Source organism: Sphingomonas sp. SORGH_AS_0950, assembly GCF_030818415.1.
Classification (GTDB): domain Bacteria; phylum Pseudomonadota; class Alphaproteobacteria; order Sphingomonadales; family Sphingomonadaceae; genus Sphingomonas.
This window is the reverse complement of sequence record NZ_JAUTAE010000001.1, coordinates 3,732,341-3,749,329: the sequence shown is the minus strand read 5'-3', so window position 1 is coordinate 3,749,329 and position 16,989 is coordinate 3,732,341. Positions and strand designations below refer to the sequence as shown.

11 protein-coding genes and 1 pseudogene are annotated in these 16,989 nt (G+C 68.2%); 2 read left to right on the top strand and 10 right to left on the bottom strand.

Annotated elements, in window-relative coordinates:
* Position 1: 1 nt before the first annotated feature.
* The 3 genes from gspE to QE385_RS17050 are packed head-to-tail and all read right to left on the bottom strand — an operon-like array spanning position 2 to position 4,648.
* A complete protein-coding gene (gspE, locus tag QE385_RS17060) occupies positions 2–1,570 on the bottom strand; it encodes a type II secretion system ATPase GspE (protein WP_307103877.1) in 1,569 nt (522 codons plus the stop codon).
* A 28-nt stretch (positions 1,571–1,598) separates the two neighbouring features.
* Complete coding sequence (gspD, locus tag QE385_RS17055) at positions 1,599–3,821, bottom strand: type II secretion system secretin GspD (protein ID WP_307103875.1); 2,223 nt, start codon at positions 3,819–3,821, stop codon at positions 1,599–1,601.
* Complete coding sequence (locus QE385_RS17050; protein WP_307103873.1) at positions 3,818–4,648, bottom strand: type II secretion system protein N; 831 nt, start codon at positions 4,646–4,648, stop codon at positions 3,818–3,820. Before QE385_RS17050 ends, gspD begins: the two co-directional genes overlap by 4 nt.
* Positions 4,649–4,754: 106 nt before the next feature.
* Between QE385_RS17050 and QE385_RS17045 the strand changes: the two are divergent.
* Positions 4,755–5,428 (top strand): annotated as a pseudogene (locus QE385_RS17045) (prolyl hydroxylase family protein).
* A gap of 231 nt (positions 5,429–5,659) precedes the next feature.
* On the opposite strand, the gene QE385_RS17040 reads toward QE385_RS17045, so the two are convergent.
* The 6 genes from QE385_RS17040 to QE385_RS17015 all read right to left on the bottom strand — a co-directional run bounded on the left by QE385_RS17040 (position 5,660) and on the right by QE385_RS17015 (position 14,064).
* Positions 5,660–8,488 carry a TonB-dependent receptor domain-containing protein gene (locus QE385_RS17040; protein ID WP_307103871.1) on the bottom strand — a complete coding sequence of 943 codons (2,829 nt, stop codon included), beginning with the start codon at positions 8,486–8,488 and terminating at the stop codon, positions 5,660–5,662.
* A 110-nt stretch (positions 8,489–8,598) separates the two neighbouring features.
* On the bottom strand, positions 8,599–10,248 hold the full coding sequence (locus QE385_RS17035) for a hypothetical protein (protein ID WP_307103869.1): 1,650 nt from the start codon (positions 10,246–10,248) through the stop codon (positions 8,599–8,601).
* A 176-nt stretch (positions 10,249–10,424) separates the two neighbouring features.
* Entirely contained in the window at positions 10,425–11,915 is a 1,491-nt protein-coding gene (locus tag QE385_RS17030) for a sensor histidine kinase (RefSeq protein WP_307103867.1), read from the bottom strand.
* A 51-nt stretch (positions 11,916–11,966) separates the two neighbouring features.
* On the bottom strand, positions 11,967–12,353 hold the full coding sequence (locus tag QE385_RS17025; RefSeq protein ID WP_373424693.1) for a DoxX family protein: 387 nt from the start codon (positions 12,351–12,353) through the stop codon (positions 11,967–11,969).
* 57 nt (positions 12,354–12,410) lie between these two features.
* Positions 12,411–13,256: an SDR family oxidoreductase gene (locus tag QE385_RS17020; RefSeq protein WP_307103863.1), complete on the bottom strand. Its 846-nt coding sequence runs from the start codon at positions 13,254–13,256 to the stop codon at positions 12,411–12,413.
* A gap of 22 nt (positions 13,257–13,278) precedes the next feature.
* Positions 13,279–14,064 (bottom strand): class III extradiol ring-cleavage dioxygenase, encoded by a 786-nt coding sequence (locus QE385_RS17015; RefSeq protein WP_307103861.1) that lies wholly within the window; start codon positions 14,062–14,064, stop codon positions 13,279–13,281.
* Between the two features lie 89 nt (positions 14,065–14,153).
* Here QE385_RS17015 and QE385_RS17010 point away from each other — a divergent pair, with 89 nt between their 5' ends.
* A complete protein-coding gene (locus tag QE385_RS17010) occupies positions 14,154–15,062 on the top strand; it encodes a LysR family transcriptional regulator (RefSeq protein WP_307103859.1) in 909 nt (302 codons plus the stop codon).
* Positions 15,063–15,068: 6 nt separating this feature from the next.
* Here QE385_RS17010 and QE385_RS17005 read toward each other — a convergent pair whose 3' ends face one another.
* Entirely contained in the window at positions 15,069–16,973 is a 1,905-nt protein-coding gene (locus tag QE385_RS17005) for a bifunctional diguanylate cyclase/phosphodiesterase (protein ID WP_307103857.1), read from the bottom strand.
* Positions 16,974–16,989 lie beyond the last annotated feature (16 nt).

The window sequence follows — 16,989 nt, the reverse complement described above, 5'->3', positions numbered from 1 at the left end:
CTCACCCCGCGTCGGAATCGCGGCGGGACACGCGGATGGCTTCCTCCGCCGTCGTCACGCCGTCCAGCACCAGCGTCCGCGCCGCTGCCGCCAGCGGCTGCTGCCGGGCGAAGGCGTGCGCGGCGATCGCCTGTTCGTCGCCGCCTTCGTTGATCAGCCGCCGGATGGTGTCGTCGACCCGCACCGCCTCATAGACGCCGGTCCGGCCCTTATAGCCGCTGCCGTTGCACTGGGGACAGCCGACCGCTTCGTACACCGTCGCCTGCGGGTCGATACCGAGCAGCGGCGCGACCGTGTCCCGGGCCGCGACCGGACGCTTGCAGGCGGGGCAGAGCCGCCGCACCAGCCGCTGCGCGATGACGGCGCGCAGCGTCGAGGCGAGCAGGAAGGGCTCGACCTTCATGTCGCGCATCCGGGTGATCGCGCCGACCGCATCATTGGTGTGGACGGTCGACAGCACCAGATGCCCGGTCAGCGACGCCTGCACCGCGATCTCGGCGGTTTCGCGGTCGCGGATTTCGCCGACCATCACCACATCGGGGTCCTGGCGCAGGATCGCGCGCAAGCCCGCCGCGAAGGTCAGCCCGACCTTGGCGTTGACCTGGGTCTGCCCCACCCCTTCCACCGCATATTCGACCGGGTCCTCGACGGTCAGGATGTTGCGGCTGCCATCGTTCAGCAGGCGCAGCGCGGCGTACAGGCTGGTCGTCTTGCCCGAACCCGTGGGGCCGGTGACCAGGATGATGCCGTTGGGCTCGCTCAGCGCCTCGCGCAGCAGCGCATACATGGCCGGGTTCATCCCCAACGCATCGAGGTCGATCCCTGCATTCTCCTTGTCGAGGATACGCAGCACCACCCGCTCGCCCGCACGGCTGGGCAGGGTCGAGACGCGCACGTCGAGCAGCTTGCCCCCCAGCGTCAGCGCCATGCGCCCGTCCTGCGGCACGCGGCGTTCGGCAATGTCGAGCCGCGCCATGACCTTGATGCGACTGACCACCACGGGCGCGACATGCGGCGGCATGCGCAGCGTCTCGCGCAGCACGCCGTCGATCCGCATCCGGACGATCAGGCCGGTCTCATAGGGCTCGATATGGATGTCCGACACGCCGTTGCGCGCGGCATCGGCGATGATGCCGTTGATCAGGCGGATGGCGGGCGCGTCGTCGGCGGTGTCGAGCAGATCCTCGGCGGTGGGAATCCCGTCGGCCAGCATGTCCAGCTCGTCGCCCATGCCGACGGCCGCGATCGCGGTCGCCTGTCCATCCATCGCATAGGCATCGGACAGCAGCCGGTCGAAGGCCGGTCCCTCGACCCGAGCAATGGCGAAGGGGCGGCCGATATGGCGGCGCAGCTCGATCAGCGCGCGCGGGTTGGCGCCTTCACGCAGGGCGATAGTCAGCGGGTCGGCGCTCTGGACCACCGTGCCGAACTTGCGCGCGAAGGCGTAGGGGATGGTCAGCGGGGCGACCAGTTCCAGCGCTTCGTCGGGCGCGGGGAGCGGGAGAGCGGCATGCCCTCCCCCATCCCCTCCCGCCTGTGCGAGCGGCGTGCCCAGCGGCAGAGGGACCATATCACCCGTGGGGAGGGATTCCGGCGTGTCAGTCACGGCGCTTGATCGGTTCGACCGGCTTGGCGACGGGGACCGCGATGCGCGGGTCCTCGATATTGCCGGGCATCGGCGCGTGCGGGATCGGCGGCGCGGCGTTCATGTAATCGCGGACCAGCTCGTCGATCGACGGCTCGACGCCGGGCTGGGCATAGCCCTGGAGCTGGCGGAGATAGCCGTAACGCTGTTCGGTGACGCGGCGGCTGTCCTCGGGGGTGCGCAGGATGGTCGGGCGGATGAAGACCATCAAATTGGTCTTGGACCGGCTGCGCGCCTTGGACCGGAACAGCGCGCCCAGGCCCGGAATGTCGCCCAGGAACGGGATCTTCTCGATCGTCCGCCGCTCATTGTCGTCGAGCAGCCCGCCGATGACCGTGATCTGGCCGTCATCGGGGGTGAACACATTCTCGAACGCGCGCTTGTTGAGGATCAGTTCGCTGTTGTTGCTCGACACCGGACCCGCGATCGAGCTGACCTCCAGGCGGACATAGAGTTTCAGAGAGCCGCCCGCATTGACCTGCGGCTTCACGTCCAGCTGGATGCCGACATTCTGCCGCTGCACGGTGCGGAAGGTGTTGTTGAAATCATTGGACAACGCCTGGCCGGTCGTGACCGGAATCTCCTGCCCGACCAGGCTGTGCGCCTGTTGATTGTCCAGCGTGATGATGTGCGGCACCTGCAACAGGTTGGAGGTGGTGTCGCTCTTCACCGCATTGATGATCGCGCCGAACACGGTGTTGCCGACCTTCCCGCCCCAGCCGGCAAAGCCGCCGGTGGTGCCCAGGATCGACTGCACCGCCGACTGGGTCAGCTGGCTATAGGCCTGATTGGGGACGTTGGTCGTGGTCCGCGTGCCGTCGGGTGCGACCACCGTGGTCGTGGTGCCGCCGATCGTGTTCGCCCCGACCGCGCCTGCGATCTGGAGGATGTTGGGCGCGGTGTTGCCATAGGTCGACGCGGCGAACGCGCCGCCCGTCAGGCTGCCCAGCAGGAACTGCGCGCCCAGCCGCCGTGCGGTCTGATCGGAGACTTCGGCGATGATCGCCTCGATCAGCACCTGTTCGCGGCGCACGTCCAGCTGGCGGATCACCTCGCCGATCTGGCGCTGGATATCGGCGGGCCCGGCGATCACGATGGCGTTGGCGCCGACGAAGCGGGTGACGACCGCCGCAGTGCGGCCGCCCTGCGTGCTGATCGCGGGTTGCTGGCCAGTCTGGCCACCCGCGCCGGGCGCGCTCGCCGCCTGGGGCTGGGCGACCGGCTGGACACGCTGCGCGATGGCGGTGCCCGCCGCCGATCCCGACTGGCTGTTGGTCTGGGTAAAGCTGCCACGCGACAGGGTGGTTTCCTGCACCGGATCGGGCGTCTGGCCGACCAGCTGCTGGAGCACGGGCAGAAGCTGCTCGGCATCGGCATTTTGCAGGAAGACGACGCGGATCTCGGTGCCGCTCTTGGCCTTGTTGTCCAGGTCCAGCGCGATCTGGGCGAAGCGCGCCACGCTCGACGGATCGCCGCGCAGCGCGATCGAATTGGAGCTGTCGATCGCGACCACCGACACGCCGGTTCCGCCTTGCGCAGGCGCTCCGCCCTGCCCGCCGCCGCCATTGCCCGCCAGCGTCTGGAGCGCGGTCGCGATCTCGCGCGCGCCCGCATTCCTCAGCGCGATGACGCGGGTCGAGGCATTGTCGGCGTCGATCCGGCGGACCACCTCGCGGATGCGGCGGATATTGTCGGCGAAGTCGACCACGACCAGGCTGTTGCCCGCGCGGTTGGCGGTCACCGACCCTTGCGCGCTGACCAGCGGGCGCACCGTCTCCAGCGCGCTCGGCGCGTCGATCGCGCGCAGGCGGATGATCTCGGTGACATAGGAATTGCGGTTCGCGCCCGACGATCCGATCCGGCTGGGCTGCGAGGCGGCATTGTCGATCGGCTGCACCCGGAACGCCCCGCCCGCGCTGGGCACCGCGACCAGCCCGTTGGAGCGCAGCGTCGACAGGAAGATCTCGAAATATTCGGATTTGGACAGCGGCCGGTCGGTCACCACCGTCACCTTGCCGTTCACCCGGCTGTCGATGATGAAGGTCCGCCCCGTCACCTTGGCCGCATCGGCGATGAAGGCGCGGATATCGGCGTCGCGGACGTTGAGCGTGGTCTGCGCCTGCACCCCCGCCGCCAGGGCGAGCGCCAGAACCGAACCGAGGACGAGCTTCTTCATGGCCGTGGTGCCGCAATCTGGAGGGAGAGCGGCAGCGTCTGATCGCCCCGCTCGACCGTGATGGAAAGAGAGCCGCCCTGTGCGAAATCGCTCGCCAGGCGGTCAAGGTCGCCGGGGCCGGTCACGGGGCGGCCGCCGAGCGCGGTGACGATATCGCCCTCGCGCAGCCCCGCCGCGCGGAACGCCGTGCCCGCGCCCATCGGCCGGACGACGAGGCCGGAGACGCGCCCGCCGTCGAGCCGGGGGATGAAACCGATATCACTGCGCAGCTGCGCGATGGCGATGCCGCCCTGCCCGGAGGCCGGGGGAGCGGCGATGCCGGGCACGGGCGCGCCGGGCGCGGCGGGGGGCGCATCCGATTGGTCGAGATACAGGTCCTCGGTCGCGCCGCCGCGATCGATGGTGATGTGATCGAACGCCACCGACTTCAGCGTCACGCCCGGCTGGATCTCCTCGCCGACCGAGACCGGGCGCTGAACGCCGTCGGGCCCCGCCACGATCGCCGAGCCGCGCCCCGATGCCTCGTCGATGCGCGTGCCGAACAGGGTGAGTTGCAGGCTGGTCACCGCCGAGGGCGCGGCCTGCTGTCCCTGCAGGCGGAAGAACGGGTCGAAGCCGTCGAGGATCGCAGCGGTCGATCCGACGACGCTGGGCGCGACCGGCCGCCACTCGCCCAGCGGCGAGACCGGCGTGACGAGCACCCATAGCAGCCGCGCGCCCTGAACGGCGAGGACCGCCATCAGCGCCAGTTCGGCCACCGAATAGACATTCACGACCGGCAGCCGCCGCAACCATCGGCGCCCGCGCGCGTCGAGCCTCAACCGCATGAAATCAGACCCCATCCGCTTTTCCGGGCACTAGGCATGGCATGTTACATGTTTGCGTCAAAGCCCCGAAACATGTTCGTCATATGGGTTTCACATGGACATTGCGATGAACCCTATCCCGACCGACCCGCCAGAACTGGGCAACGGCCTTGATCCGACACCGATTATCGCCCGACTGGCCGCCACGCCGGGGGTGCAGCGGCTGCCCAGCCCCAAGCTGACGCTGTTCGTGAAGCGCGACGTCCTGCCGCTCGAACTCTGCCAGGCGCTGATGGCGCGAATCGACGAGGTGCGCCGTCCCTCGACCATCGCCGACGCCAATGGCGACGCCAGCTATCGGACCAGCGAGACGGGCGACCTGCCCGGCGACGATCCGGCGGTGATCGAGACCGAACGCCGCATCGCGATACTGACCGGGCTGTCGGCCGCATTCGGCGAACCGATCCAGGGCCAGCGCTATGCCGTCGGGCAGGAGTTCAAGCAGCATACCGATTATTTCGAGCCGTCCGGCCTCGACTATCACCGCTATTGTGCGCTGTCGGGCAACCGGACCTGGACGGTGATGCTGTACCTGAACACGCCCGAGGCCGGCGGCGCGACCCGGTTCAAGGCGGTGGACAAGATGATCCAGCCCGAACCCGGCAAGCTGGTCGCGTGGAGCAACCCCGCCGCGCGGACGGCTCACCCAATCCGGCCACGCTGCATCAGGCGATGAAGGTGCGCGCGGGGGTGAAATACGTCATCACCAAATGGTATCGGGAGCTGCCGTGGCGGGGTTAGAGACGGACGTCCGTTCGCCCTGAGCGAAGTCGAAGGGCACGCTTAATCTATGGCGGCTTGGCAAAGCGAATCCCTTGGCCTTCGACTTCGCTCAGGCTGAACGGAGGGGGGGCTTCGTTTTGAGCCTAACATCCGTTCAGGCTGAGCGAAGTCGAAGCCTACGCCCCACCATCTCCCCAAACGAAAAAGGCCGCCGCCCGGATCGCTCCGGACGACGGCCACATGCCGGGATCAGAAGGTCGTGCTGATCCCCAGCGAGAAGATCCGGCCCAGATTATACCGGTTCAGATAGACGAACCGGCCATTCCCGAAATCCTGCCGCTCGTTATAGCGCGTGCGGGTCAGGTTGCGGGCCTCGGCCTTCAGCTCGAACTTGCCGCCCGCCAGCTCGAAGCCCTGCCGCGCCACGAGATCGAGGCGGATGCCCGGCACCTCGATGATGTCGGGCTGGAAACCGTCGCCCGACAGGTTGGACGGCCCACGATTGGTCACGCGGTTGCTGGCATAGTTGAACAGCAGCGTGATCTGCGACAGCGCGGCGGTGTCCTCCATGCCGAGTTGCAGGTTGACCAGATGGTCCGACTGGCCGGTCAGCGACGCGCCGTCGCGGAACAGCAGCCGCGCCGGGCCGAAGCCCGAGGCGCAGCCCGCCAGCCCCGGCGATCCTTGCGCCGCCGCCGGGTTGGGCACGCATGTCGCATCCGCGCGGATCTTCGACTTGGTATAGGTATAGTTGGCGATCGCGACGAGGCGGCGGGTGGCGAAGAAATCGCCGCCCAGTCCGGCGAGCGGCACATATTTCTGCAACTCGAACTCGCCGCCATACAGGTTGGCCGAGGGCAGATAGGTGAAGCCCGTCTGCAACCGATCGTCTGCGCCGGTATAGAAGCCGACCTGCTCGATCGGGTTCTTGATCCGCTTGTAGAAGCCCGCGACCGTGAAACGCTGGTCGCGCGCATAGAACCATTCGTAGCGCGCCTCGAGATTCCACAGCTCGCTGTCGCGCAGGTTCGGGTTGCCGAAGAACAGGCGGTCCGAATCCGGGTCGCGGAATTGCTGCGGTGCCAGCTCGCGGAATTGCGGGCGCGAGATGGTCTTGGCGCCGCTCGCGCGCAACTGCATGTCGGGCGCGAAATTCCAGGTCAGCGTGCCAGCGGGGAGGAAATAATCGTTCTTCAGCCGCGTCGTAGCACTCTGCACCGGCGTCACCGTCTCGACCGCCGTCTCGTAGCGGACACCCGCCACCGCGCGCAGCCCGTCGGCCACCTCGGCCTCCGCCTGGACGTAACCGGCATGGACGTCCAGCTTGGCGTCATAGGCATAGGCGCCCAGCTGCTGCGGCGAACCCAGCTGGAGCGTGCACGCCCCCTGCCCGCGCAGCGGACAGGCATTGTTGATGACGTCGGGGCTCAGCAGATAGTCGGGGCGGTAGAGATTATACGGGAAACCCGGTGCGGTCCCTGCGCCGTCGCTGGTCTGGTAGTTGAACTGGATACGGCTCGAATAGCGGTCCGTGCCCTGGTAGAAATAGCCGCTGCTCAGCGTGATCGGCCGTTCGCCGTCGATCCTGTAGGAAAGATCGGCCTGGCCGGTCCACAGATTCTCGTTGAGTTCCGAGAAGATGATCGAGGCGAAGGGGGTGAAGCGCTGCGTCACCTGATAGGCGCCGTTGCACTGGAACCCGCCCGCGCCATTGCCGCCGTCATAGCTGATCGGCAGGCCCGTGGTGGTGCGGTTCGAGCAGAGATAGTCGAACTGGCGCTCATAGGGCGCATTGCGCTTGGAATTGGCGAAGGCGCCGCGCGCGTCGAACTTCAGCGCGTCGGTCAGCTTGAACTCGCCGACCAGCTGGCTTTCGATCAGCTGGCGCTCGAACCAGTTGGTGTTCTGCTGGAAGCGAAGCCCGCTGGCATTGTTATAGACCTCCGCCGCCGAGCCGCGCCCCTGTTTCAGCGTGTCGTGGATATAGACGTTGGTCCAGCGCACCGTGTTGTCGCCGAACTCGTAACCCAGCCCGACCAGTGCATTGGCGACGATGCGGTTGTCGGTCAGCAGGGTGCGGAAATCGTTGCGGATCGTGCCGTCGGTCGACACCGAATCCTGCTGGATCGCCGAGCGGGTGCGGAAGGTGTTGGACAGGCTGAGCGACGAGATCACGCCCAGCCGGTCGCTGCCGATGTCGAACACCGACCCCGCCGAAATCTCGCCCGACAAGTTGGCGGGCAGATGGTTGTTGCGCTGGAGCAGCGTGGTCGAGGCGTTGGAGAGCTGCGCCACCTGCGCGGCGGGGACGATGCCCGATCCGCGTCCCGCCTGGACGTCGCGCACGAACTGCGGCACGGCGCGCGTCCCGTCGTCATAGCCCAGCCAGTCGGCCTTGCCGCCCGCATAGGTATAGCCCAGCTCGCTGGTGGTCACATCGTCGGCCGCGACCGTGAACCCGCCCGAGATGAAATTCTTCGCCGGGATCGCCTTGGTCGTCAGGTTGATGACGCCGCCGCCGAACTCGCCGGGATAATTGACCGAATAGGTCTTCTGGACCAGCGCCGAACCGACGATGGTGGTCGGGAAGATGTCGAGCGGGACCGAACGGCGCAGCGGCTCGGGGCTGGGCAGCGGCGATCCGTTGAGCAGCGACGAGGAATAACGGTCGCCGAGGCCCCGCACATAGACGAAGCCGCCGCCCACGACCGACAGGCCGGTGACGCGGGTCAGCGCGCCCGCAATGTCGCCCTCGCCCGTACGCGCGATATCGGCGGCGGACAGGACCGAGACGATCTGCGGCGTGGCGCGGATCGTGTTGGGGATGTTGCGGCCGACGACGACGATCTCGTTGCTGGCCGAGGCGTCGACGCCGGGGGCCGAGATCTCGACCGGCTCGTCCGCCGACTGGCCGTCCTGCCCGGTCGGGGTCTGGCTCTGCGGGGTCGCCTGCCCGTCGGGGCTGGTCGCGGTGGTGCTGGTCGGCGCGGGCGCGCCCGCCGTCTGCGCGAGCAGGGCGGGCGCGACGAGCTGGGACGTCAGCAGAAGGAGGGAGGCATAAGCGAGGCGTCGCTGCATGGCCGGGTCATCCGATCAGATATATGGAGGAAAGCCGGGGCGGCGATGATCCGCCACCCCGGCTTGCCGAGAGCGCCCGGACAAGCCCTGGGCGCATGGTCAGCGGGGCCTTAGCGGCCGTTGCAGCTGAAATAGACCGAGGTGAAGACGGGCGGACCGGCTTCCTGCGGGCCGCCATTGTCGGTCGGACCGACACCGGCGGCGCGGATCGTCGTGCGGTCCGAACCCGAACCCGCACCGGCCACGATGTTGACGCAGGCGACGCCGGAATTGGTCGACTTCACGATGCCGTTGATGAAGGTCATGTCGGCCCCGCCGCGCAGACGGATCGCGGCGGGCGCGAGCGCGGTCTGGAGGAAGGTGAAGTTGGCATAGCGGCCGAAGGTACGCGGCAGCAGTTCCTCGGCATTGTTCGAGTCGATCTCGGTCGAGAAGCTGTCGGCGGTCGCGCCGATCGTGCGCTGCGCCGCAATCAGGAACTGCATGAAGCCGCGATAGCCATTGTCGATGTCGAAACCGTCATCGTCCGCGCCGGTGATCGCGATATATTTCAGGTTCGACGTGCCGCCGAAGATCTCGATCCCGTCATCGGCCGAATTGTGGCTCTGGATATGGTCCAGAACCGTGCCCGAGCCGGTGCCGCCCAGCGTCAGCCCCTGAAGCTCGTTGCCGTCCGAGATGGCGATGCCCGAATAGCGGATCTGGACATAGGACATCTGGCCCGACGAGTCGGCCTGGTTCGCACCGCCATAGAAGCGGCCGGTCACGCCCTCGATCGCCAGCTGGCAGGTGGTCGACGAACCGGAGGCGGTGTTCGGGCCGGTGCCCGACACGCAGACCGCGGTCGGCGCGCGGCCGAGCAGGATGATGCCGCCCCACTGCCCCTGGGTCGCGTCGGACACGCCGTTGCTGACCAGATTCTGCTGCGAGGTGAAGATGATCGGCGCGTCGCGGGTGCCGACCGCCGAAATCTTCGAGCCGCGATTGACCAGCAGCAGGTCGTTGGTCGCCTCGGTCGAGTCCGCCGCGATCACCACGCCGGGCGCGATGGTCAGCGTGACGCCCGCACCACCGCTGGAACCCAGGTCGCTGCCGACCTCGGTCTGGCCGCGCAGGCGATAGACGACGCCCGCGATCTTGGGCAGCGACAGGTCGGCGGAGATGGTCTGCGGCAGGCGGCAGAAGCGCAGGCTGGGCGAGGAGGAACTGTTGGTGCCGTCATCGATCGTCCCGGTCGGGCAGACCGAGGTGGCGGCCGCATAGGTGCCGATCGACGGCACCGCCGTGCACCGCGCGCCCGAACCGCCGAACTCCGCCGAGGTCGAATTGCAGGTCCAGCCCTGGAAGGCGGTGTCGGACGGGCCGTTGAGCGCGCCGACATAGTTGGTCGAGGTGAAGAAGCCGTTGATGATCGACGGATCGGCGGCGGTGGTCAGCGAGGTGCTGCTGGCAGGATAGATGCCGTTCAGCGTGGCCCCGGTGCCGTTGACGTTGTTGTTGCTGCCCGCATTGACGATCGCAAGCTGTTCGTCGGCGGTGACCGAGACGCCGTTGACCGCCGTCACGGCGGCGAACTGCGCGGCGGTGATGTTGGCGGTGGGCGTCGGGGTCGGCGAGGCGCTCGGCGTCGGGGTGGGCTGCACGATCACCACGCTGCCCGCGCCCGGCGAGGCCACGCTGTCCGCGCCGCCGCACGCGGCCAGCGCGGCGCAGGCCGCGCTCGTCATGAGAAGAAGGCCGAACCGCTTGATGCTCGCCATCGCCAAAACACTCCCGATCTTGTCATTGCTCTATCGGGCGAAGAGCCGCCCGCCGATCGATCCGGGACACGTCCCCCCATCGATCATGACACGGGCGTTAGGCGCGACAGATGACGCCAAGATGCAGTTTTCGAGAATCTTTTATGACATATCCGCGTCGGTGATGTGACAACCGGTCAGACGGCGTCCGCCCCCAGCGACTCCTCGACATCAAGCGTGCTGGAGACGGGAATGGCGATGGTGCAATGGACCCCCTCGGCCCCCAGCTCGTAGGTGGTCCTGGCGCCCAGCTGATAGGGAAGCGCGCGTTCGATCAGCTCGCGGCCCTGCCCCCTGCCGGGCCAGGTGCCCGCCGGTGCCATGTCGACCCCGCTTTCGCGCCAGTCGATATGCAGCCACGGCTTGCCCTCGGTCCCGCCGGGGCATAGCGCCCAGCGGATCGCCAAATGGCCGCCCGACTGACGCAGCGCGCCATATTTGACGGCATTGGTCGCCAGTTCGTGCAGCGCCATGGCCAGCGTATGCACGGTCGAGGAGCGGAGCCGCACACCCGCCGGGCCCTCCAGCGTGACGCGATCCGCGCCGCCGTCCATCGCCATCAGTTCGGTGCGGATCAAGTCGTCGAACGCTACGCGGTCATGCTCCCCCAGTCGCGACAGCATTGCCTGCACCCGCGACAGCGCCGCCAGCCGATCGTCGAAATGGGCGCGGAATTCGGACAGGTCGCGGCTGGTGCGCGTACTGTGGTCCGCGATGGATCGGACGATCCCCATCAGGTTGCTGGTCCGATGCTGCAACTCGGCGATCAGCACGCGTTGCAGCGCTTCGCTCTTGCGCAGTTCCTGGTCGGCCCGTCGCCGCTCGGTCAGGTCGGTGGTGACGACGAGGAAGCGGTTCCCGTGCCCGCCGCTGTCGGGCAGCAGCGATATGATGCTGCTCGCCCACACTTCCGTTCCGTCGGGGCGGCAATAGCGTTTGTCGAGGCTGCTCGGCATCCCGGTTTCGGCCGCGTTGGCAATCGCCTTCAGGCTGGGCGCGAGATAGGCGGGATGGGTGACCTCGGCGACGTTCAGCGCCAGCACCTCCTCGCGCGGCCGGCCCAATATCCGACACAATTCCTCGTTCACCCGGACGAAACACCCGTCCGAGGTGATGACCGACAGCCCGACCGGCGCGGTGGCGAAGATCGCGGCGAGCTGTCCCTCGGTTTCGGCCAGCTTGATCTGCACGACCTCCTCGCGAAGCCGCACGACCTCCGCCTGCGAGCGTTTCCATTCGGTGATGTCGCGGGTCGTGGTGGCGATGCCGTCGCCCAGCTTCACCACCGTCTGGAAGAACCAGCCGTCGAACTGCTCATGCGCGTAATAGCGTTCGTCCTGCTCGGCCACGCCGGTTTCGGTGACGCGGCAGAAGGTGTCGAAGATGCCCTCCTGCACGACGCCCGGATTGCGCTCGAGCAGGCTCTCGCCCCGCACCTCGCCATATTTGCTTTCCGAGGTGTGGTTGTTGAGCACCCAGCGGAAATCGACGATCCGCCCCGCTTCGTCCCGGATCGCCTCGAACACCTGGATCATGTCGGTCGAGGCGTCCATGGTCGCCTGGAGCAGTTCGGGGCTCACCTGCAATCTGGGCATGGGCTGGAGCATCGGTCCCTCGCGATCTGGCATATCCCCGCCATCATGCCCTGTCCGCGCCAAAAGGGGAAATGGCGTTCCCCGCTATGACGGCTGGCGGCGGCGGGCATCGATGCTCCACGCGCCGCCGCCGACAAAGGCCAAGTAGAAGAAGACGAAGCAATAGAGGATCGCCTCGCTGCCGCCATTGACGCCGGGCCAGATGCTGGAGGGAAGGTGCGCGGTGAAATAGGCGACCGCCATCTCGCCCGAGGCGATGAAGGCCGCGATCCGCGTGAACAGGCCGAGGGTCAGCAGGATACCGAGCCCGATCTCCAGCACCGCCGCGACGACGAGCAGGGTCGGCAGCGGATCGGGCACGCCGGGCTGGGGGATCGGGAAATGGAACAGCTTCATCACCCCATGCTCCATGAAGAGCAGCGCGGCGACGATGCGCAGAAGGCTGAGGATGCGGGGAGCCCAGACGGACATGGCGCAATCTTTCATATAGGGCCGGAGCGCCTGTGCACGGCGCCCCGGCAGGGAGGGTCAGGCGATGGCGGCTTTCACCGTCTCGGCCAGCGGGGTGGTCGGGCGGCCGATCAGGCGCGACAGCTGGCGCCCGTCATCGAACAGTGCGCCTTGCGAGGCGGCGACATCCCATCCCGCGATCGCGTGCGCCAGTCCTTCGGGCAGCCCGAAGCCGGTCAGCGCGGCGGCATAGTCGGCGGCGGGCATGTCCCGGTACGCGATATCCCGGCCGGTCTGGTGCGAGAGTTCCGCCGCCAGGTCCGGCAGGGTCCAGGCGGTGTCGCCCGCCAGTTCATAGGTCCGGCCCGCCTGCGCCGCATCCGTCAGCACGATGGCCGCCGCCTCGGCATAATCGGCACGCGCGGCGGAGGAGATTTTCGCGTCGCCCGCGCTGCCGATCAGCGTCCCGGCCGCCAGCGCGCCGGGGAGCGAGCCGGTGTAATTCTCGCTATACCAGCCGTTGCGCAGGATCGTCGCGGGGATGCCCGCCTCGGCCAGCGCGGCCTCGGTCGCCAGATGCTCGGCCGCCAGGTCGAGCGGCGAGCGGTCGGCGTGGAGCAGGCTGGTATAGACGATCCGCCCCACCCCGGCCTGGACCGCCGCCGCGATCACGGCGCGATGCTGCGCCACCCGCTGACCCACCTCGCTCGACGAGATCAGCAGCAGCGTGTCGACCCCGGCCAGCGCCGGGGCAAGCCGGTCGGCCTGCGCATAGTCGAAGGCCCGTGCCTCCACGCCCAGATCGGCGGCCTTGTCCGGTGAGCGGGCGAGCGCGACGATCGGCTCGGCGGTGCCGTTGGCCTTCAGGTGCCGGATGACGAGGCGGCCGAGCTGGCCGGTGGCGCCGGTAACGGCAATGGTCATGACATTCGCTCCTTGTGCATAATCAATGGAATCGGAAGGCGGAGATCGCCGCGCCCGCGACGGTCTCCGAATAGATGCGCTCGCCCGCGCCCTCGGCCGCCCCGGCGGCGACCATCAGCGGCAGGAGATGCTCGGCCTGGGGATGGGCGAGCCGCGCGGCCGGGGCGGTTTCCCAGCGGATCAGCGCCTCGGCCCGCGCCACGCCGGTTTGCGTCGCCGCATGGGTCAGCCAGGCGTCGAAGGCGGCGCTCGGCTCGGCGGCGCTCGGGCTGCCGAACAGGCGCAGATTGTGGAAGCTCATGCCCGACGCCAGGATCAGCACGCCCTCGTCGCGCAAGGCCGCCAGCGCCCGGCCCGCCGCGATATGCCGTTCAGGGTCGAGCCCGCGATCGACCGACATCACGACGACCGGAATCTGCGCCTCGGGCCACGCCACCTTCATCGGCACGAAGACGCCGTGATCGAGGCCACGGCTCGGATCGACCGAAGCGACCAGCCCCGCCTCGCGCAGCAACGTGGCAGCGCGTGCCGCCACCGCCGGAGCACCCGGCGCGTCGTAGCGCAGCGCATAGGTATGCGCCGGAAAACCATAATAGTCATAGATCAGCGCGGGCCGCTCGGCGCCGGTGAAGGCGAAGCCGTCGGTCTCCCAATGCCCCGACACGACCAGCACCGCGCGCGGCCGCTCGGGCAACGTACCCGGCAATGCCCGCAGGAACGCACCCATCCCGGTCCAGATGCCGCGCGGGTCGTCCATGAAGAAACAGGGACCGCCGCCATGGGGAATGAAGAGGCTGGGTTGGCGCATGGGACATCCTTTCGCCGACCGATATGGAATGGCCCCGCATCCGTGATAATCGGCGTTCTGATAGAATGACCTTGAACCAGGAGTATCAAATGGCGGATCGGCTGACCGGGATGGAGGTGTTCGTCCGCGCGATCCGGCTGGGCGGACTGTCCGCCGCCGGGCGGGCGATGGGCATGTCGCCGACCATGGCGGCACGGCATCTCGACGCGCTGGAGGCGCGGCTCGGCACCCTGCTGGTCCAGCGTTCGACGCGGCGGCTGGCGCTGACCGATGCGGGGGCGGCCTATCTCGACCGCGCCGAGCGGGTGCTGGCCGAGATCGCCGAAGCCGATGCCGACGCCTCGGCCCAGTCGCGCGCGGTCGAGGGGCTGCTCCGCGTCAGCGCGCCCGCGACCTTCGGCGTGATGCATGTCGCCGGGCTGGCCGCCGAATTCCATCGTCGCCATCCCGGCGTCACGATCGAGCTGGGGCTGGACGACCGCTATGTCGACCTGCTGGAGGAGCGATGGGACATGGCGATCCGCATCGGTCGGCTGAGTGACAGCGCGCTGGTCGCGCGCCGCCTGGCGCCCGTCCGCCTCGCCATCTGCGCCGCCCCGGCCTATCTGGCCGAACGGGGCCTGCCGCGCACGCTGGACGATCTGCGCGACCATGATTGCCTGGGCTATACGCTGATGACCCAGCCGGGCGCGACGATGTGGGGCTTTGGCCGCGACGGCAGCCGCCTGGTGCCCGTCCGGGGATCGCTGCACGCCAATAACGGCGAGGCGCTGGTCCGCGCGGCGATCGCGGGACAGGGACTGGTCTATGGCCCCCGCTTCATCGCCGCCGACGCGATCCGCCGGGGCGAACTGGTCGAGGTGACGCTCGATGCCGATTACATGGCGCTGGGCGCGGTCCATTCGGTGACGCACAGCCGCCGCCGCCTGTCCGCCCGCGTCCGCGCCTGGATCGACTTCCTGGTCGAGCGCATACCCGGCATGGCGCAGGACTGGTGATCCGCGCTAGGCGGCGTGTTCGGCGGCCTTCGCCTGTCCGTCCGTGACGATCAGGCCGGGACGGCCCAGCAGATAGCCTTGCGCTTCGTTGCACCCCTCGGCCCGGAGGAAGTCGAGCTGCGAGGCGGTTTCCACGCCTTCGGCCAGGATCGGGATCGACAGGCTTTCGCCCAGCGCCAGCACCGCGCGGATGATCGCCGCCGATTGCGGGGCGAAGTCGAGTTCGCTCATGAACGAGCGGTCGAGCTTGATCTTGTCGAAGGGGAAGGACCGCAGCGTCGACAGCGACGAATAGCCGGTGCCGAAATCGTCCATCGCGATCGACACGCCGAGCGCCTTCAACTGGCGCAGGATATGCGTGGTCCGCTCGGGGTCGGCGATCATCGCGGACTCGGTGATCTCCAGCTCCAGCCGCGCGGGCGACATACCGGTTTCGATCAGGATCTGATGGACCAGCCGGGGCAGGTCGACATGGCCGAGCTGGACCGGCGACAGGTTCACCGCGATCTTCCAGGGGACCGGCCAGGCCGCCGCCTCCCGGCAGGCACGCCGCAGGACCCATTCGCCGATTGGCAGGATCAGCCCGGTCTGCTCGGCGATCGCGATGAACTCGAACGGCGACACGCTGGTGCCGTCGGGCTTGGTCCAGCGCAGCAGCGCCTCATAGCCGGTGGTCTCGCCCGTCTCGACCGAGGCCTGGACCTGCCAGTGGATCGCGAATTGTTCCTGGTCCAGTGCGTCGCGCAGCTCGGTGGCGATGCGGCGACGGGCCCGGACCGCCTGATCCATATCCTCTTCGTAAAAGCAGAAGTCGGTCGCGATGCTCGACTTGGCGCGGTACATGGCCAGATCGGCGTTGTTGATCAGCGCCGATATCTCGTCGGCATCCTGCGGCCACAGCGCGACGCCCACGCTCATGCCGCAGCTCAGCGACGAGCGGTCATAGTCGACCGGCCGTGTGATGGCGCCGCGCAGCCGGTCGATCAGGTCGATCGCGTCCTCATGGTCCTCGATGGCGGTCAGCGCCACGAACTCGTCCCCGCCCAGCCGGGCCAGGAACTCGCCGGGGCGCGCCATCTGCTTCATCCGCGCCCCGATGGTGGTCAGCAGATGGTCACCCGCCGCATGGCCGTGCGTGTCGTTGACGTCCTTGAACCGGTCGAGATCGATCGACAGCAGCGCCAGGCGGCGTCCCGGTCCGTCGGCCGCGGTCTGACGATGCGACCATTCCAGGAACGAAGCGCGGTTGGGCAGGCCGGTCAGCCCGTCGTTGCGCGCCAGATGCGCGATGCGCCGCTCCTGCGCCAGCCGCTGGCGCACGTCGCGAAGCGCATAGATCATGTACGAGCTGCCATGGTCCCGGTCGACCCGCAGGGCGATCTCGATCGGTATGGCGGAGCCGTCGGCGGCCTCGATATTGCGCTGGGTCAGCACGCCTGGCTGGATCGATGCGATGTCCGAGACCCAGCGGCCAAGCGACTGGCCCGGCACCTCGTCGCCGTCGATGCCCAGCAGATCGGCGAATGCGTGGTTCGCCTCGATGATGACGCCGTCGCTCTCGACGATCATGGCATCGACGCTGCCCTCCATCACCTGTTCCAGCCGACGCTGCGAGGCGACACGGGCCGATATGTCGAGGACATAGGTGGCAAAGCCGGTGCCGAGCACCAGCATCCCCACCACGGCGACCGCCCAGGCCATGATCATCGTCGCGCCCTGGCTGTCGGGCTGGCCCAGCCCCGGTTCGACCGGGACGATCGCGAGCGCCGCCATGCCGGTGAAGTGGAGCAGGACGATGCTCGTCACCATCAGCGTGGTCGCGGGCCACAGCGTGTCCCGCTTGCCCGTCGATAGCGCGCGGCCGAACGCCAGCGCGCCGAACAGGACCGAGAACAGGACCGAGGCCGCCATAGGCGCTCGACCACGA